Annotated in this window: 16 protein-coding genes; 12 read left to right on the forward strand and 4 right to left on the reverse strand. The window is 62.9% G+C overall.

Going from position 1 to position 18,977, the window contains the following annotated elements; genetic code table 11:
- Positions 1-156: 156 nt before the first annotated feature.
- The 4 genes from xdhA (at position 157) to guaD (ending at position 6,312) form a co-directional block, all read left to right on the forward strand.
- Complete coding sequence (gene xdhA / locus ACXHGZ_RS13780; RefSeq protein ID WP_480460284.1) at positions 157-1,611, forward strand: xanthine dehydrogenase small subunit; 1,455 nt, start codon at positions 157-159, stop codon at positions 1,609-1,611.
- Complete coding sequence (gene xdhB, locus ACXHGZ_RS13785; protein ID WP_480460285.1) at positions 1,604-4,003, forward strand: xanthine dehydrogenase molybdopterin binding subunit; 2,400 nt, start codon at positions 1,604-1,606, stop codon at positions 4,001-4,003. The genes xdhA and xdhB overlap by 8 nt, the downstream gene beginning before the upstream one ends.
- A gap of 148 nt (positions 4,004-4,151) precedes the next feature.
- Positions 4,152-4,997, forward strand: coding sequence for a xanthine dehydrogenase accessory protein XdhC (xdhC, locus tag ACXHGZ_RS13790; protein ID WP_480460286.1), 846 nt, complete (start codon positions 4,152-4,154; stop codon positions 4,995-4,997).
- A 10-nt stretch (positions 4,998-5,007) separates the two neighbouring features.
- Positions 5,008-6,312, forward strand: coding sequence for a guanine deaminase (guaD, locus tag ACXHGZ_RS13795; protein ID WP_480460287.1), 1,305 nt, complete (start codon positions 5,008-5,010; stop codon positions 6,310-6,312).
- On the opposite strand, the gene aqpZ is transcribed toward guaD, so the two are convergent.
- Together aqpZ and ACXHGZ_RS13805 are read right to left on the reverse strand one after the other, a co-directional pair.
- The gene (gene aqpZ, locus ACXHGZ_RS13800; RefSeq protein WP_480460288.1) at positions 6,309-7,007 is read right to left on the reverse strand and encodes an aquaporin Z; all 699 of its coding nucleotides are present in this window, start codon (positions 7,005-7,007) and stop codon (positions 6,309-6,311) included. The genes guaD and aqpZ overlap by 4 nt on opposite strands.
- 159 nt (positions 7,008-7,166) lie before the next feature.
- Positions 7,167-7,922: a GntR family transcriptional regulator gene (locus ACXHGZ_RS13805; protein WP_480460289.1), complete on the reverse strand. Its 756-nt coding sequence runs from the start codon at positions 7,920-7,922 to the stop codon at positions 7,167-7,169.
- A 354-nt stretch (positions 7,923-8,276) separates the two neighbouring features.
- On the opposite strand from ACXHGZ_RS13805, the gene ACXHGZ_RS13810 reads away from it, so the two are divergent.
- Complete coding sequence (locus ACXHGZ_RS13810; RefSeq protein WP_084854627.1) at positions 8,277-9,626, forward strand: NCS2 family permease; 1,350 nt, start codon at positions 8,277-8,279, stop codon at positions 9,624-9,626.
- Between the two features lie 576 nt (positions 9,627-10,202).
- Here the strand turns inward: ACXHGZ_RS13810 and uraH are convergent.
- Complete coding sequence (gene uraH / locus ACXHGZ_RS13815; protein WP_084854626.1) at positions 10,203-10,556, reverse strand: hydroxyisourate hydrolase; 354 nt, start codon at positions 10,554-10,556, stop codon at positions 10,203-10,205.
- A gap of 388 nt (positions 10,557-10,944) precedes the next feature.
- Here uraH and puuE point away from each other — a divergent pair, with 388 nt between their 5' ends.
- From puuE to ACXHGZ_RS13850, 7 genes are all read left to right on the forward strand, one after another.
- Positions 10,945-11,871 (forward strand): allantoinase PuuE, encoded by a 927-nt coding sequence (gene puuE, locus ACXHGZ_RS13820; protein ID WP_084854625.1) that lies wholly within the window; start codon positions 10,945-10,947, stop codon positions 11,869-11,871.
- On the forward strand, positions 11,871-12,386 hold the full coding sequence (uraD, locus tag ACXHGZ_RS13825; RefSeq protein ID WP_084854624.1) for a 2-oxo-4-hydroxy-4-carboxy-5-ureidoimidazoline decarboxylase: 516 nt from the start codon (positions 11,871-11,873) through the stop codon (positions 12,384-12,386). Before puuE ends, uraD begins: the two co-directional genes overlap by 1 nt.
- A gap of 92 nt (positions 12,387-12,478) precedes the next feature.
- A complete protein-coding gene (locus tag ACXHGZ_RS13830) occupies positions 12,479-12,982 on the forward strand; it encodes an ureidoglycolate lyase (protein ID WP_084854623.1) in 504 nt (167 codons plus the stop codon).
- Between the two features lie 56 nt (positions 12,983-13,038).
- Positions 13,039-14,367, forward strand: coding sequence for a urate hydroxylase PuuD (locus ACXHGZ_RS13835; protein WP_480460290.1), 1,329 nt, complete (start codon positions 13,039-13,041; stop codon positions 14,365-14,367).
- A 148-nt stretch (positions 14,368-14,515) separates the two neighbouring features.
- Positions 14,516-15,868, forward strand: coding sequence for a nucleobase:cation symporter-2 family protein (locus ACXHGZ_RS13840; protein ID WP_324813808.1), 1,353 nt, complete (start codon positions 14,516-14,518; stop codon positions 15,866-15,868).
- 135 nt (positions 15,869-16,003) lie between these two features.
- On the forward strand, positions 16,004-16,789 hold the full coding sequence (locus ACXHGZ_RS13845) for an outer membrane protein OmpK (protein WP_084854620.1): 786 nt from the start codon (positions 16,004-16,006) through the stop codon (positions 16,787-16,789).
- A 352-nt stretch (positions 16,790-17,141) separates the two neighbouring features.
- On the forward strand, positions 17,142-17,924 hold the full coding sequence (locus tag ACXHGZ_RS13850) for an outer membrane protein OmpK (protein WP_084854619.1): 783 nt from the start codon (positions 17,142-17,144) through the stop codon (positions 17,922-17,924).
- 128 nt (positions 17,925-18,052) lie between these two features.
- Here the strand turns inward: ACXHGZ_RS13850 and ACXHGZ_RS13855 are convergent, their stop codons facing one another.
- Positions 18,053-18,967 (reverse strand): DUF808 domain-containing protein, encoded by a 915-nt coding sequence (locus ACXHGZ_RS13855; RefSeq protein ID WP_480460291.1) that lies wholly within the window; start codon positions 18,965-18,967, stop codon positions 18,053-18,055.
- Positions 18,968-18,977 lie beyond the last annotated feature (10 nt).

Consider the following 18,977-nt stretch of genomic DNA (forward strand, 5'->3'; position numbering starts at 1 on the left):
GCTGGCAGGCACTATGCTTGGAACAGGACGATCATTGCCGTCGGGCAGGGCCGCAGGCAAATTCTTGACCTTTGAGTCAGAAAATTATTGACCAAAAGGTCAGCCGTTGCTTAGAGTCCGCCCGAACAACAATAAAACCATTGCGAGGCCTTCCCCGTGATCCAGTTTCTCGTCAACCAGGAGCTGCGTAGTGAGCACGCCCTGGACCCGAACATGACGGTGCTGCAATACCTGCGTGAGCACCTGGGCAAACCCGGCACCAAGGAAGGCTGCGCCAGTGGCGACTGTGGTGCCTGCACCGTGGTGGTGGGCGAGCTGGCCCAGGACGACCAGGGCCGCGACACCCTGCGCTACCGCAGCCTCAACTCGTGCCTGACCTTCGTTTCGGCCTTGCACGGCAAGCAATTGATTAGCGTCGAAGGCCTCAAGCATCAAGGCGAGCTGCACAGCGTGCAACAGGCCATGGCCGATTGCCATGGTTCGCAGTGCGGCTTCTGTACCCCAGGCTTCGTCATGTCCCTGTTCGCCTTGCAGAAAAATAGCGACGGCCACGACCTGCACCAAGCCCAGGAAGCCCTGGCCGGCAACCTGTGCCGCTGCACCGGCTACCGCCCGATCCTCGCCGCCGCCGAGCAGAGCTGCGCCCGCCCCTGCCGCGACCAGTTCGACGAACAGCAGGCCCAGACCATCGCGCGCCTGAAGGCGATCACCCCGACCGAGACCGGCGAGCTCAACAGTGGCGACAAACGCTGCCTGGTCCCGCTGACCGTGGCCGACCTTGCCGACTTGTACAGCTCGCACCCCGAGGCGCGCCTGCTGGCCGGCGGCACCGACCTGGCCCTGGAGGTCACCCAGTTCCACAAGGCGCTGCCGGTGATGATCTATGTCGGCCACGTGGCCGAGCTCAAGCGCATCGAGAAGACCGCGACCCACCTGGAGCTCGGCGCCGCCACGCCGCTGACCGACTGCTACACCGCACTCAACGAGGAATATCCGGATTTCGGCGCGCTGCTGCACCGCTTCGCCTCGTTGCAGATCCGCAACCAGGGCACCCTCGGCGGCAACATCGGCAACGCCTCGCCGATCGGCGACTCGCCACCCCTGCTGATCGCCCTCGATGCCCAGGTGGTGCTGCGCCAGGGCGAACACCAGCGCACCCTGGCGCTGGAGGACTACTTCATCGATTACCGCATCACCGCCCGCCAGGACAGCGAGTTCATCGAGAAGATCATCGTGCCGCGTGCCAGCGATGCCTGGGCGTTCCGCGCCTACAAGGTGTCCAAGCGCCTGGACGACGATATCTCGGCGGTATGCGCCGCATTCAATTTGCGCATCGAGGATGGCGTGGTCAGCGACGCACGCATCGCCTTCGGCGGCATGGCGGCCATCCCCAAGCGTGCCCGTGCCTGCGAGGCCGCCCTGGTCGGCAAACCATGGAACCAGGCCAGTATCGAACGGGCCTGCCAGGCCCTGGGCGAGGACTTCACCCCGCTCACCGACTTCCGCGCCAGCCGCGAGTACCGCCTGCTGACGGCGCAGAACCTGCTGCGCAAGTACTTCATCGAACTGCAATCGCCGCACATCGAGACCCGGGTGACCGCATATGTCTAACCATCACGCAGCCAAGAGCCAGGCCGAGATGGCCGAACTGTTCAGCCAGGACCTGACCACCGGAGTCGGTCGCAGCATCAAGCACGACAGTGCGGACAAGCATGTGTCCGGCGAAGCGGTGTACATCGACGACCGCCTGGAATTCCCCAACCAGTTGCACGTCTATGCGCGCACCGCCGACCGCGCCCATGCGCGCATCCTGCGCATCGACACCAGCCCGTGCTATGCCTTCGAGGGTGTGCGCATCGCCATCACCCACGAAGACATCCCCGGGCTCAAGGACATCGGCCCGGTGGTCGCCGGTGACCCGCTGCTGGCCATCGACAAGGTCGAATACTTCGGCCAGCCGGTGGTCGCCGTGGCCGCGCGCGACCTGGACACCGCTCGCCGCGCGGCGATGGCAGCGACTATCGAGTACGAGGACCTGGAACCGGTACTGGACGTGGTCGAAGCCCTGCGCAAGAAGCACTTCGTGCTCGACAGCCACACCCACCAGCGTGGCGATTCCAGCACGGCCCTGGCCAGCGCCCCGCACCGCCTGCAAGGCACCCTGCACATCGGCGGCCAGGAGCACTTCTACCTGGAAACCCAGATCTCTTCGGTGATGCCTACCGAAGATGGCGGCATGATCGTCTTCTGCTCGACCCAGAACCCCACCGAAGTACAGAAACTGGTGGCCGAGGTGCTGGCCGTGCCGATGAACAAGATCGTCGTGGACATGCGCCGCATGGGCGGCGGCTTCGGCGGCAAGGAGACCCAGGCGGCCAGCCCGGCCTGCCTGTGCGCGGTGATCGCGCGCCTGACCGGCCAACCGACCAAGATGCGCCTGCCGCGTGTCGAAGACATGATGATGACCGGCAAGCGCCACCCGTTCTACGTCGAGTACGACGTCGGCTTCGACGACACCGGCCGCCTGCATGGCATCAACCTGGACCTGGCCGGCAACTGCGGCTACTCGCCGGACCTCTCCGGCTCGATCGTCGACCGCGCCATGTTCCACTCCGACAACGCCTACTACCTGGGCGATGCCACGGTGCATGGCCACCGCTGCAAGACCAACACCGCCTCCAATACCGCCTACCGTGGTTTCGGCGGCCCCCAGGGGATGGTCGCCATCGAGCAGGTGATGGACCACATCGCCCGCCACCTGGCGCTCGACCCGCTGGCGGTGCGCAAGGCCAACTACTACGGCAAGACCGAGCGCAACGTCACCCACTACTACCAGACCGTCGAGCACAACATGCTCGAGGAAATGACCGCCGAGCTCGAGGCCAGCGCCGACTACGCCGAACGCCGCGAGTCGATCCGCCGCTTCAACGAGCACAGCCCCGTGCTCAAGAAAGGCCTGGCGCTGACACCGGTGAAGTTCGGCATCTCGTTCACCGCCACCTTCCTCAACCAGGCCGGTGCGCTGATCCACATCTACACCGATGGCAGCATCCACCTGAACCACGGCGGCACCGAGATGGGCCAGGGCCTGAACACCAAGGTTGCCCAGGTGGTGGCGCAGGTGTTCCAGGTCGATTTCGAGCGCATCCAGATCACCGCCACCAACACCGACAAGGTCCCCAACACCTCGCCTACCGCGGCCTCCAGCGGCGCCGACCTGAACGGCAAGGCGGCCCAGAACGCCGCCGAGATCCTCAAGAAGCGCCTGACCGAGTTCGCTGCCCGCCACTACAAAGTCACCGAGGAAGACGTGGAGTTCCGCAACGGCCATGTGCGCGTGCGCGACCAGATCGTCAGCTTCGAGCACCTGGTGCAACAGGCCTATTTCGCCCAAGTGTCGTTGTCGAGCACCGGCTTCTACCGCACGCCGAAGATCTACTACGACCGCGACCAGGCTCGTGGCCGGCCATTCTACTACTTCGCCTTCGGCGCAGCCTGCGTCGAGGTGATCGTCGACACCCTGACCGGCGAATACAAGATGCTGCGCGCCGACATCCTGCACGATGTAGGCGCCTCGCTGAACCCAGCCATCGACATCGGCCAGGTCGAGGGCGGCTTCATCCAGGGCATGGGCTGGCTGACCACCGAGGAACTGGTGTGGAACGCCAAGGGCAAGCTGATGACCAACGGCCCGGCCAGCTACAAGATCCCGGCCGTGGCCGACATGCCGCTGGACCTGCGAGTCAAGCTGGTGGAGAACCGCAAGAACCCGGAAGACACCGTATTCCACTCCAAGGCCGTGGGTGAGCCGCCGTTCATGCTCGGCATCGCCGCCTGGTGCGCGATCAAGGACGCCGTGGCAAGCATCGCCGACTACCGCGTGCAACCGCAGGTCGACGCACCGGCGACGCCTGAGCGAGTGCTGTGGGGCTGCGAGCAGATGCGCAAGGCGGTGGCCAAGCAGCAGGTTGTCGAGCAGGAACTGGAACCTTTGACACATTGACCCTGTAGGAGCGGCCTTGTGCCGCGAAAGGGCTGCGCAGCAGCCCCCCAAATCTTCGTTGTTGCCCAGATCCTGGGGCCGCTACGCGCCCCTTTCGCGGCACAAGGCTCCTACAGAGAAACGTGTCGTCTTTTTGAGAGGTTGCATCATGCACCAATGGATCAACGCCCTCGCCGACCACCAGGCCCGCGGCGAAGCCTGTGTCCTGGTGACCATCATCGAGGAGCGTGGCTCCACGCCACGCAACGCTGGCTCCAAGATGGTCGTCAGCGCCACCGGTCTGTTCGACACCATCGGCGGTGGCCACCTGGAGTACAAGGCCCTGCACATCGCCCGGCAGATGCTCCAGGAGCAACGCACCACCCCGCACCTGGAGCGCTTCAGCCTGGGCGCGAGCCTGGGCCAGTGCTGCGGCGGCGTCACCGTGTTGCTGTTCGAACCGATGGCCGCCGTGCAGGCACAGATCGCCGTGTTCGGCGCGGGCCATGTCGGCCGTGCTCTGGTACCCTTGCTTGCCGCGCTGCCCTGCCGGGTACGCTGGATCGACTCGCGCGAACAGGAGTTCCCCGAGACCATCCCCGACGGCGTGACCAAGGTCGTCAGCGAGGAGCCGGTCGACGAGGTGGCCGAGCTGCCGGCGGGCAGCTACTGCATCGTCATGACCCATAACCACCAGCTGGACCTGGAGCTGACCGCAGCCATCCTCAAACGCAATGATTTCACCTGGTTCGGCCTGATCGGCTCGAAGACCAAGCGAGTCAAGTTCGAACACCGCCTGCGCGAGCGCGGCTACGACGACGCCGTGGTGGCGCGGATGCGCTGCCCGATGGGCCTGGCCGAGGTCAAGGGCAAGCTGCCGATCGAGATCGCAGTGTCCATCGCCGGGGAAATCATCGCCACCTACAACGCCTGCTTCGGCCAGCACGACGCTGCCGCCAATTCAGGCCCGATCGCCCAATTGCTGCCGCCCTCCCGGCGCAGCCAAGCCAATTGACGAGACCGTTATGAGCGCAACCCGCAAAGCCTACCGAGCCGCCATCCTGCACAGCATCGCCGACCCGGCCGAGGTGGGCCTCGACGCTTCCCACGAATATTACGAAGACGGCCTGCTGGTGGTCGAAGATGGGCGCATCAGCGCGCTGGGCCATGCCAGCGAGTTGCTGCCCACCCTGGGTGCAGATGTCGAGGTGGTGCACCACCAGGACGCCCTGATCACCCCGGGCTTCATCGACACCCACATCCACTTCCCACAGACCGGCATGATCGGTTCCTATGGCGAACAGCTGCTGGACTGGTTGAACACCTATACCTTCCCTTGCGAGAAGCAATTCGCCGACAAGGCCCACGCCGACAAGGTGGCGGGCATCTTCCTGAAAGAACTGCTACGCAACGGCACCACCACGGCGCTGGTGTTCGGCAGCGTCCACCCCGAGTCGGTCGATGCCTTGTTCGAGGAGGCCCAGCGCCTGGACCTGCGCCTGATCGCCGGCAAGGTGATGATGGACCGCAATGCCCCCGACTATCTGACCGACACGGCCGAGTCCAGCTATGCCGAAAGCAAGGCCTTGATCGAACGCTGGCACGGCAAGGGCCGCCTGCACTATGCCGTGACGCCACGTTTCGCCCCGACCAGCACACCGGAACAGCTGAGCCTCGCCGGCCAGCTGCTCAAGGAATACCCCGGGCTGTACATGCACACCCACCTGTCGGAGAACCTCAAGGAAATCGAGTGGGTCAAGGCACTGTTCCCGGAGCGCAGCGGCTACCTGGACGTCTACGATCACTACGAGCTGCTGGGCGAGCGCTCGGTGTTCGCCCATGGCGTGCACCTGTGCGATGAAGAGTGCCAGCGCCTGGCCGACACCGGTTCGGCGGTCGCCTTCTGTCCGACCTCCAACCTGTTCCTGGGCAGCGGCCTGTTCAACCTGCCCCAGGCGGAGCGGTTCAAGGTCAATGTCGGGCTGGGAACCGACGTAGGTGCCGGCACCAGCTTCTCACTGCTCAATACCCTGAACGAAGCCTACAAAGTCATGCAGCTGCAAGGCGCGCGCCTGCATCCATACAAGTCCCTGTACCTGGCCACCCTGGGCGGCGCCCGCGCCCTGCGCCTGGAAGACCGTATCGGCAGCCTGCGCCCAGGCAACGACGCCGACTTCGTGGTGCTGGACTACAAGGCGACTCCGCTGCTGGACTACCGCATCCAGCAGTCCAACAGCATCGAGGAGACCTTGTTCGTGCTCACCACCCTGGGCGACGACCGCACCGTGCGTGAAACCTATGCGGCCGGGCGCTGCGTGCATCAGCGCTAAGGTTCACGCGCCAACCCACGGTAGAGCGCACCGCCGATCGCCGCGCCGATCAGCGGTGCCACCCAGAACAGCCAGAGTTGCTGCAGTGCCCAGCCGCCGACGAACAAGGCGGGGCCGGTGCTGCGCGCCGGATTGACCGAGGTATTGGTCACCGGGATCGAGATGAGGTGGATCAGGGTCAGGCACAAGCCGATGGCGATCGGTGCCAGGCCCGACGGCGCGCGTGCGTCGGTCGCCCCCATGATGACCACCAGGAACATCGCGGTCATCACCACTTCGCTGGTAAGGCCCGCCGCCAGTGAATAGCCGCCAGGCGAATGTTCCCCATAGCCATTGGATGCCAACCCCGACGCCAGGTCGAAGCCTGCCTTGCCGCTGGCGATGAGATAGATCACGCCAGCCGCCAGGACCGCGCCAATCACCTGGGCGCAGACGTAAGGCACGAACTCCTTGGCCGGGAATCGCCCTCCTACCACCAACCCGAACGACACCGCAGGGTTGAGGTGGCAGCCGGAAATATGGCCAATGGCAAAAGCCATGGTCAATACGGTAAGGCCAAATGCAAAGGCGACGCCGAGGATACCGATACCGGTGGGGAAACTGGCGGCCAGCACTGCGCTGCCGCAACCGCCAAGGACCAACCAGAAGGTGCCGACCAGCTCGGCACCCATGCGCTTGCCCAGGGACATACTCATGGAACATTCCTCAAGTAGTTGAACGCGACGGATGCGCAAGCCCAACTGCTTGATGAAGGTTTGCAAGGAGAATCTAGCAGAGCATTGGCTAATGGCCAGTAACAGCAAAGGGCCGCTATGCGACCCCTTTCCTACCCTCGTTCAAGGGACGGCAAACGATCAACCCTTGACCGAGGCCTTGGGCTTTTTCAGCAAATGCGAGAATACCGCGTGCAGGTCGTCCGAGGCGCCTTCCTCGTCCAGGTTGAGCTTGGTGTCGATATGGTCCATGTGGTGCATCATCAGGCTCACCGCCAGGTCGCCGTCGCGGGCCTCGATGGCATCGATCAGCTGCATGTGCTCGTCATAGGAGCAGTGCGAGCGGTTGCCGCTCTCGTACTGGGCGATGATCAGTGAGGTCTGGGACACCAGGCTGCGCTGGAAGCTGATCAAGGGTGCATTGCCCGCGGCTTCCGCCAGCTTGAGGTGGAACTCGCCCGAAAGCCGGATCCCGGCGCCTCGATCACCGCGGGAGAAGCTGTCGCGCTCCTCTCGGACCATCTGGCGCAGCTCGTTCAGTTGCTCGATGGTGGCATGCTGCACCGCAAGCTCGGTGATGGCGCGCTCGACCATGCGACGGGAAAAGAACACCTGGCGTGCCTCCTCCACCGTGGGGCTGGCCACGACCGCACCACGGTTGGGCCGCAGCAGCACGACGCTTTCATGGGCCAGGCGCGACAGGGCGCGGCGGATAATGGTGCGGCTGACGCCGAAGATTTCGCCCAGCGCTTCCTCGCTCAACTTGGTGCCCGGAGCCAGTCGCTGCTCGAGGATCGCCTCGAAAATATGCGCATAGACGATATCGTCCTGGGTACCGCTGCGGCCGGCCTTGCCATTGCGCGCAGGTTTCTTCAGAGGTTGCAGCTGTTCGTTCATGGGCTCTCGAGCACGAGGATCCGCCAGTCGGGACCTTGACTGTAATACCCGTCAGAGGGTGGCTGGCAAGTCCTGGAAAGAAAAAAGGGATCAAGGTATCGGCCTATTGTACACAGGCATACCGGTTTCTGCAGGTGGCCTTCGCCATATAGCCACTATGCGTCGTATTTCGCCCACAAAAGATAAAACATTATTTGCATTATTTGTACACAAACGCATAATCCTGCGAGCAACTTCTTGACCCGAAAGTCAACAAACGGTCGGACGTCTGCCAAATCCCCTCGCGGAGCCGCCCAAGTGCATGGCGCAGGACCAGGCTCCGAAACAACAAGAAAGACTTGAGGAGTACTCGCTGTGGAAAGCCGCAAATCCGAAGCCCCTACGCTGGATCTCGCTCCACCGCTCGAAACGAGCTGGCTGGAACGGATTTTCAAACTCAAGCGACATGGCAGCACCGTCAGGACCGAGCTGATCGCCGGGGTGACCACCTTCATCACCATGGCCTACATCATCTTCGTCAATCCCAACATCATGGCCGACGCCGGTATCGACCACGGTGCAGCGTTCGTCGCCACCTGCATTGCCGCAGCCCTTGGCTGCCTGCTGATGGGCCTGTACGCCAACTGGCCGGTTGGCCTGGCCCCGGGCATGGGGCTCAATGCGTTCTTCACCTATACCGTGGTCGGTACCATGGGCTACACCTGGGAGGCGGCGCTGGGCGCGGTATTCGTCTCCGGCGTACTGTTCATGCTGCTGACGCTTTCGCGGGTACGCGAATGGCTGCTCAACAGCATTCCCGTGAGCCTGCGCCATGCCATGGGTGCTGGCGTCGGGCTGTTCCTCGGCCTGATCGGCCTCAAGACCGCGGGTATCGTCGTCGACAGCCCGGCCACGCTGATCAAGCTCGGTTCGCTGCATGAGCCAGGCCCGCTGCTGGCGGCGGTGTGCTTCCTGATGATCGCCGTGCTCAGCTACCACCGGGTATTCGGCGCCATCCTGATCAGCATCATCGCCGTGACCCTGGCGGGTTGGGGTCTGGGGCTGGTGCAATACGGCGGGGTGTTCTCGCTGCCTCCGAGCCTGGCGCCGACCTGGATGGCCATGGACGTTGCCGGGGTGTTCAACGTCAGCATGATCAGCGTGGTGCTGGCGTTCCTCTTCGTGCATATGTTCGACACCGCCGGCACCTTGATGGGCGTGGCCCAGCGGGCTGGCCTGGTGGCTGACGACGGGCGCATCGAAAACCTGTCGCGCGCATTGAAGGCGGACAGTGCCTCGAGTGTGTTCGGTGCTGCGGTGGGGGTTCCGCCGGTGACGAGCTACGTGGAAAGTGCCGCAGGGGTTGCCGCCGGTGGCCGGACGGGCCTGACCGCTGTCGTGGTTGGCCTGCTGTTCGTCGCGGCCATGTTCTTTGCACCGCTGGCGGGGATGATCCCAGCGTATGCCACGGCGGGGGCGCTGATCTATGTAGCGATGCTGATGATGGGGAGCATGGCGCATATTCACTGGGACGAGGCGACCGATGCGATTCCGGCGATCGTGACTGTGATCATGATGCCGTTGACGTTCTCGGTGGCGGATGGGATTGCCCTGGGCTTTATCAGCTATGTGGCGCTCAAGGCGGGGACCGGGAAGTTCAAGGAGATTTCCGCTAGCTTGTGGGTGCTGTGCGTGATCTTTATTGCCAAGTTTGTGTTTCTTTGAGGCTTGGGCTTATAGAGAGCGTGAATAGTCATGTTCGGCGGTGGCGCCACCGGGGCTTTTCGCCTTTACGGCGACCTACTTTTGCTCTTGGGCAAACGTAGGCAAAAACCGCTGAGTCCTGCATCCGGCCCCGGCGCTGCGCGCCGGGGCTCCCTCCAGTATCGCTCCGGCGGGGCGAAGGGCCATCCGTGGCCCTGCGCCGCTTGCCAGGTATCCATGCCGGGCACCCACCTACGCAACGCCTCCATTCAGCCTCCTGACGTCGCGATTGGCGGCGCCGGGGCTATTGCGTAGGAAAAGCGAGAGCAAAAGCGGCGGCGAAGACTCATGCCGGTCGGTTACCTGCCCCGGCCCAATCGCCGGCAAGCCGGCTCCTACAGGGCTCAGCGGTATCCGCTGGATCGCTGTATCTCGTGGGAGCCGGCTTGCCGGCGATTGGGCTGCACAGCAGCCCCAGCCGCCACCCCTAACGTGCGCCTCGTCAGCTGACCAACACCAGCACCAAATCCAGGACAAAAAAAAGCCCGCCAGTGTGAGAGCGGGCCAAGGACCTACGAAGATTCTTCTAGCGACCAACTAGCTTCCACGATAGGTCGAGTAACTGTACGGCGAGATCAGCAGCGGCACATGGTAGTGCTCCTGGTTCTGATCGATACCAAAGCGCAGCACGACAACATCCAGAAATGCGGTTTCAGGCAGTTTCACACCGCGAGCACGGTAGTAGTCGCCGGCGCTGAATTGCAGCTGGTACACCCCGGTACGGTAATCGTCACCCTGCAGCAACGGCGCGTCGACGCGGCCGTCGCTGTTGGTCAGGGCGGTGTTCACCAGCTCCAGCTGTTGGCCTTCGACACGGTACAGCTCGACCTTGATCGAGTTGCCCGGGCAGCCGTGAGCGGCATCCAGTACGTGTGTAGTCAAACGTCCCATTTGCTTGTCGCCTCTTGTCATATGCGTGGGCAAAAAATACACGGCAATCACCGCGCCAGGGGCCTGCGGTGTGCGGGAATGGAGCCATTAAGACATTTTCCCGAGAAATTGTACACAATTTTTTGAACACCTCTTGCACTACCCCCCTGCCCTGCTTGTAAATACACCAACGGCTGGAAAGACAGGCCCCGTGCCGACGGCGTCGTCATTAGCTGACCGACCAGGCAGGTTTCTTGCAATACATTCTCAACCGACAAATGGGAAGAAATGCGGAAAAACAGGCTTACAAAAGATTTCAGAAGTTGTATACAATCACCCCATCCGGTGGTGCGACAACCCGACGCGGGCCGCCCACCCCACGCACCAACGAACAAGAAGGAAGACTGCAGTGAGCGCTGACTACCCTCGCGACCTGATCGGTTACGGCAACAACCCACCTCACCCGCAATGGCCGGGGAATGCACGCATCGCTCTGTCCTTCGTGCTCAACTATGAAGAAGGTGGCGAACGCAACGTCCTGCACGGTGACAAGGAGTCCGAAGCCTTCCTGTCCGAGATGGTTGCCGCCCAGCCCCTGCAAGGCGTGCGCAACATGAGCATGGAATCGCTCTATGAATACGGCAGCCGTGCCGGCGTATGGCGCTTGCTCAAGCTGTTCAAGGACACCGGCGTGCCGTTGACCATCTTCGCCGTCGCCATGGCCGCCCAACGCCACCCCGACGTGATCCGCGCCATGGTCGAAGCCGGCCATGAGATCTGCAGCCACGGCTACCGCTGGATCGACTACCAGTACATGGACGAGGCCCAGGAACGCGAGCACATGCTCGAGGCAATCCGCATCCTCACCGAACTCACCGGCGAACGCCCGCTGGGCTGGTACACCGGCCGCACCGGCCCGAACACCCGCCGCCTGGTGATGGAGGAAGGTGGCTTCCTCTACGACAGCGACACCTACGATGACGACCTGCCCTATTGGGAGCCGAACAACCCGACCGGCAAACCGCACCTGGTGATCCCGTACACCCTGGACACCAACGACATGCGCTTCACCCAGGTCCAGGGCTTCAACTGCGGCGAGCAGTTCTTCCAGTACCTCAAGGACGCCTTCGACGTGCTCTACGCAGAAGGCGCCGAAGCACCGAAGATGCTGTCGATCGGCCTGCACTGCCGCCTGGTCGGCCGCCCGGCCCGCCTGGCCGCACTCAAGCGCTTCATCGAATACGCCAAGAGCCACGACCAGGTCTGGTTCGCCCGTCGCGTCGACATCGCCCGCCACTGGCACGCCACCCACCCGTACAAGAACGAGAACGCCTGATGACCGCTTTCAAGACCCTCAAGCCATCGACCCTGGCCCGCGACGCCTTCGTCGAAGCCTTCGCCGACATCTACGAGCACTCGCCGTGGGTTGCCGAGAAAGCCTATGACCTGGGTCAGCTGGCTGAACTGGACGAGATCGAAGCGCTGCACCAGCGCATGAGCGACATCCTGCTCAGCGCCAGCCATGAAGACCAGCTGGCCCTGATCAACGCTCACCCGGACCTGGCAGGCAAGGCCGCCATCCAGGGCGAGCTGACCGAGTCGAGCACCAACGAACAGGCCGGCGCCGGTATCCACCAGTGCACCGCCGAAGAGTTCGCGCGCTTCACCGAACTCAACGACGCCTACAAGGCCAAGTTCCAATTCCCGTTCATCATGGCGGTCAAGGGCAGCAACCGGCACCAGATCCTCGCCTCCTTCGAAAAACGCATCCACAACGATGTCGATGCCGAATTCAAGGAGGCCCTGGCGCAGATCAACCTGATCGCGCTGTTCCGCCTGCTGCAGCTTTAAAAGACGGTGCGATGCCCGGCCCCGACTGCGCGATACATTCGCCCCGGGGCCGGCCCACCCCCAAACAGAACATAGAACAAAGAGATAACCGCATGCGCACTTTAGTGATCGAGCCCCTGACCAAAGAAGCCTTCGCCCCGTTCGGTGACGTGATCGAAACCGATGGCAGCGACCACTTCATGATCAACAACGGGTCGACCATGCGCTTCCACAAGCTCGCCACGGTCGAGACCGCCGAGCCCGAGGACAAAGCGATCATCAGCATCTTCCGCGCCGACGCTCTGGAGATGCCACTGACCGTACGCATGCTGGAACGCCATCCGCTGGGCAGCCAGGCTTTCATCCCGCTGCTCGGCAACCCCTTTCTGATCGTGGTCGCGCCAGTTGGCGATGCACCTGTATCAGGCTTGGTCCGAGCCTTCCGCAGTAATGGCAGGCAGGGCGTTAATTACCATCGCGGCGTCTGGCACCACCCGGTGCTGACGATCGAAAAGCGGGATGACTTCCTGGTGGTTGATCGCAGTGGTTCCGGCAACAACTGCGACGAGCATTACTTCACCGAGGAACAGATGCTGGTCCTCAATCCCCACCAATAAGAAAAGGTCGGTCATCCAGGGTTCGCCCGGGTCGTGACCGGCAAGAGGTAAATACTGTGGAAGCACACCTTCACGAATGGCTGAACCTGAGCATTCGCTGGGTTCACATGATCACCGGCATCGCCTGGATTGGTGCCTCGTTCTACTTCGTCTGGCTGGAAAACAACCTGAACCGGAGCAATCCGCGTGACGGGCTGTCGGGTGACCTTTGGGCCATCCACGGTGGTGGTATCTACCACCTCGAGAAGTACAAGCTGGCCCCGCCGAAGATGCCCGAGAACCTGCACTGGTTCAAATGGGAAGCCTACTTCACCTGGATGTCCGGTATCGCCCTGCTCTGCGTGGTGTTCTACTGGAACCCGACCCTCTACCTGCTGGCCCCTGGCAGCACCCTGAGCGGTGCCGAGGGCGTGGCCATCGGTATCGGCTCGCTGGTGGCAAGCTGGTTCATCTATGACTTCCTCTGCGATTCGCCCCTGGGCAAGCGCCCGGCCCTGCTCGGTGCCGTGCTGTTCGTCCTGATCATCGCTGCCTGCTTCGGCTTCAGCCTGGTATTCAGCGGCCGTGGTGCGTACCTGCATACCGGCGCGATCATCGGCACCATCATGGTCGGTAACGTGTTCCGCATCATCATGCCGGCCCAGCGCCAGCTGGTGGCGGCCATCGAAAAGAACGAAACCCCTGATCCGGTCCTGCCGGCCAAGGGCCTGCTGCGTTCGCGCCACAACAACTACTTCACCCTGCCGGTGCTGTTCATCATGATCAGCAACCACTTCCCGAGCACCTACGGCAGCCAGTACAACTGGCTGATCCTGGCTGGGATCGCAGTGGCTGCGGTATTGATCCGTCACTACTTCAACACCCGCCATGACAGCAACAAGTACGCCTGGACCCTGCCTGTCGGCGCCCTGGCGATGATCTGCCTGGCCTACGTGACCGGCCCCAAGCCGATGCCTACCGCACCTGAGCAAGCCGCGGCGAAGATCGAGTACCAGCCGCTGCCGGCGACCGCCATCGGTGGCAAGACCGCTGCCGAACAGCGCGCCGAAGAGGCCACCACGGCCGCCGAGGCGCCTGCAGCACCGGCCGAGGCGCCAGCCCAGGCTACCGCCCAGGCCGCACCCGGTGGTTTCGAGAAGATCCACACCGTCATCCAGGAACGCTGCACCGTGTGCCACTCGGCCAAGCCGACCAGCCCGCTGTTCAGCGCCGCCCCTGCCGGCGTGATGTTCGACACCCCGCAACAGATCCAGGCCCAGGCCGCGCGCATCCAGGCGCAAGCCGTCGCCAGCCAGATCATGCCACTGGGCAACATCACCCAGATGACCCAGGAAGAACGCAACATGGTCGGTGCCTGGATCGCCAAGGGCGCTCCGGTCAACTGAGTTGCACGCGGTAACACACGTCAAGCTGTAAGTAGTACGTAGCTAGCATCGAGCTAGGGCTCCACAGGGGAAACCCCAGGCCTTCGGGCCTGCCCCTCCGGAGCCCGACGCTTGGATCCGAGAATAAAAACAAAACTCGAGGTGCTGCATGTCCGAGTCCCGCAAGGCGTACATCCCCGTTGCGCCCCCACGACAGCCTCTGCCCCTGTTCCAACTGATCCTGGTGGGCCTGCAACATGTATTGCTGATGTACGGAGGCGCGATCGCCGTGCCTTTGATCATTGGCCAGGCCGCCGGGCTGTCTCGTGAAGAAGTTGCCTTCCTGATCAACGCCGACCTGCTGGTCGCAGGCGTTGCCACCATGGTCCAATCGTTCGGTATCGGTCCCGTCGGCATTCGCATGCCGGTGATGATGGGGGCCAGCTTCGCTGCCGTCGGCAGCATGGTCGCCATGGCCGGCATGCCGGGCGTCGGCCTGCAGGGGATTTTCGGCGCGACCATCGCGGCCGGTTTCTTCGGCATGCTGATCGCGCCGTTCATGTCCAAGGTGGTGCGGTTCTTCCCGCCTCTGGTCACCGGCACCGTGATCACCTCGATCGGCCTGTCGTTGTTCCCGGTCGCGGTCAACTGGGCCGGTGGTGGCCATGAGGCCGATACCTTCGGCTCGCCCATCTACCTGTTGGTTGCCGGCCTGGTACTGGCAGTGATCCTGCTGATCAACCGTTTCATGCGTGGGTTCTGGGTCAATGTCTCGGTACTGGTAGGCATGGGCCTGGGCTACATCCTGGCCGGTTCCATCGGCATGGTCGACCTGTCCGGCCTGTCCGAGGCGCCGTGGGTGCAAGTGGTCACCCCACTGCACTTCGGCATGCCGACCTTCAGCCTGGCACCGATCCTGTCCATGTGCCTGGTGGTGGTGATCATCTTCGTGGAATCCACCGGCATGTTCCTCGCCCTGGGCAAGGTCACCGACCGTGAAGTCACCCCTGGCATGCTGCGGCGCGGTCTGATGTGCGACGCGGGGGCGTCGTTCGTCGCCGGCTTCTTCAATACCTTCACCCACTCCTCCTTCGCCCAGAACATCGGCCTGGTGCAGATGACCGGGGTGCGCTGCCGCTATGTCACCATCGTGGCCGGCGCGCTGTTGATCCTCCTCAGCCTGCTGCCGAAGGCGGCCTTCCTGATTGCCTCGATCCCACCTGCGGTACTGGGCGGCGCGTCCATCGCCATGTTCGGCATGGTCACTGCCACGGGCATCAAGATCCTCCAGGAAGCGGACATCTCCGACCGTCGCAACCAGCTGCTGGTCGCGGTCAGCGTCGGCTTCGGCCTGATCCCTGTGGTCCGTCCGGAGTTCTTCGCCCAGATGCCCCAGTGGATGGAACCCATCACCCACAGCGGCATCGCCATGGCCACGGTGAGCGCCCTGGTGTTGAACCTGCTGTTCAACATCCTCGGCGGTGCCGAGCGCGCCGTGCACAACGCCGCGCATCAGCACTGAGTGGTCGGGCGGCTGCATTGCCGCCCTGCTCTTCCCCGCAGTAACCGCAACACCGTCGGCCCACGCTCGTGGGCCGTACGGGGCGCCTGCGCGCCGAAAAAACCACAAACAAGAACAAGAACCGGGAATCACAACATGAAGCGCATCACCTCGTCCCTGTTGCTGGGCAGCAGCCTGCTGGCCACCCTCCCCGCCGTCGCAGGCGACTGGCTGGAGTGGCACGGCGAAAGCCTGACGTACCTGTACGGCAAGGACTTCAAGGTCAACCCAGGCATCCAGCAGACGGTGACGTTCGAACACGCCAACCGGTGGAAATACGGCGACACCTTCCTGTTCATCGACAAGACCTTCTACAACGGCCAGGCCGATGCCACCAAAGGCCCGACCACCTACTACGGTGAGTTCAGCCCGCGCCTGTCGTTCGGCAAGATCTTCGACCGCAAGCTCGAGTTCGGCCCGATCAAGGACGTCCTGCTGGCCATGACCTACGAGCGCGGCGAAGGCGACAACGAGACCTACCTGATCGGCCCCGGCTTCAGCCTGGCAGTGCCTGGCTTCAACTATTTCAACCTGAACTTCTACTGGCGTAATACCGAGGGCAGCCGCCCCGGGGATGATGTCTGGCAGATCACCCCGAACTGGTCCTACACCATTCCGGTGGGCAAATCCGACATCCTCATCGATGGCTACATCGACTGGGTGGTGGACAACGACCAGACCCGCCGCGGCACCTACCATTCCAACCTGCAGTTCAACCCACAGGTCAAGTACGACCTGGGCAAGGCCCTGAACTGGGGCGCCAAGCAGCTCTATGTGGGTATCGAATACAGCTACTGGAAGGACAAGTACGGCATCGACAGCCAAGGCAACATCGACAGCAACCAGAGCGTAACCAGCGCCTTGGTGAAAGTTCACTTCTAAAAGTTGACTCAAAGATCAGGTTTTATGCCATAGTGCGCCAGGACGGAGCACTTGAGGCCCAGCGCGCAAGTGAGTAATCTGCGCGCCCCCTCGATCAGGGCAGGAAGGATCCTGCCCGCGTTTCCTGACCGCTCAGTCAATGAATTCGGGCGGTTGGCCAACGTGTTGCCAGCCTGAAACACCCTTTTCATCCGTTCAGAACGAAGTCGAGCAGGATGGTTGTGACCAACCCGGAAAGTTGGCGCAGCTCTTGCCAAACAGCTGTGGCCAATCGAAAAAAGCTGACTCGAAAGACAAGAATAGCGCCAAAGAGCGCTGACAACAGATCTGACTCAAGGGAGCGACCTTCGCAATGCGTACCATCAATAGCCTGATACTCGCCGGCGGCCTGCTGGCATCCGGAGCCACGTTCGCCGGCGATCTGCTGCAATGGCAGAACAACAGCCTCACCTACCTGTGGGGCAAGAACTTCAAGGTGAACCCGGAAACCCAGCAGACCTTCACTTTCGAGCATGCCGATGGCTGGAAGTACGGGGACAACTTCATCTTCTTCGACAAGATCTTCTACCAGGGCAAGAAAGACGCCGGCAATGGCCCGAACACCTACTACGGCGAAATCAGTCCGCGGTTGTCGTTCGGCAAGATCTTCGACCAGAAGCTCTCGTTCGGCCCGGTCAAGGACGTGCTGCTGGCCATGACCTACGAGTTCGGCGAAGGCGACACCGAGGCCTACCTGATCGGCCCAGGCTTCGACCTGGATATCCCGGGCTTCGACTACTTCCAGTTGAACTTCTACCAGCGCACCACCGACGGCAGCCGCCCGGGTGACAACGTCTGGCAGATCACCCCGGTGTGGTCCTACACGCTGCCTGTGGGTTCGTCTGACATCCTGATCGACGGATTCATGGATTGGGTGGTGGACAACGACGAGAACCGCCGCGGCACCTACCAGGCCAACCTGCACTTCAATCCACAGGTCAAGTACGACCTGGGCAAGGCGCTGAAGATCGGCCAGAAGCAGCTGTACGTGGGTATCGAGTACGATTACTGGAAGAACAAGTACGGCATCAAGGACAGCGATGCGTTCACCACCGACCAGAACACCATGAGCTTCCTGCTCAAGTATCACTTCTGACGGTGCGCGGGGGCTGCTGCGCAGCCCTTTCGCGGCGCAAGGCCGCTCCTACAGGCGTAGGGCGCTTCCTGACTGTGGGAGCGGGCTTGTCCCGCGATCCGGGGGCTTGCCCCGGCCATCCTCCACGGTCACCTGGCCGGCCGCAGCGCCTTCCACACCTTGCCCACCCCACTCACCACGGCCAGCACCACAGCCCCGGCCACCACGCCGGCCAGGCCGTTGAGCACACCTCCGGTCAAGGCACCGCCGCGCCCTTCGCTGAAGGCCTCGATGGCGTGGTGCAGCGGCTCGATGCCATGCACCAGGATGCCGCCGCCGACCAGGAACATGGCCGCAGTGCCGATCACCGAGAGGCTCTTCATCATGTAGGGCGCCGCGCGCAGGATGCCATTGCCCACCGCCTGGGCCAGCCCGGATGCCTTGGTGGTCAGCCACAGCCCCAAGTCGTCGAGCTTGACGATGCCACCCACCAGCCCATACACCCCGATGGTCATCACCACGGCGATGCCCGAGAGCACGACGATCTGCTGCGTCAGCGGTGAATCGGCAACGATGCCCAGGGTGATGGCGATGATTTCGGCCGAGAGGATGAAGTCGGTGCGCACCGCGCCTTTGATCTTGTCCTTCTCATAGGCCACCAGGTCGATGTTCGGGTCGGCCAGGGCTTCGGTGTGCGCCGCATGCTGCGTCGCATCCTCGGCCTTGCTGTGCAGGAACTTGTGCGCGAGCTTCTCGAAGCCTTCGTAGCACAGGAAGGCGCCACCGAGCATCAACAGCGGGGTCACCGCCCAGGGTATGAACGCACTGATCAGCAAGGCCGCCGGCACCAGAATCGCCTTGTTGACCAACGACCCCTTGGCCACCGCCCAGACTACCGGCAGTTCCCGGTCGGCGCGCACGCCTGTGACCTGCTGGGCATTGAGCGCCAGATCGTCGCCCAGCACGCCTGCGGTCTTCTTCGCCGCGACCTTGGTCATCACCGAGACATCGTCGAGCACCGTGGCGATGTCGTCGATCAGTACCAGTAGACTGCTTCCTGCCATGTTTGCGTGT

Source organism: Pseudomonas shiyinii (assembly GCF_056725765.1).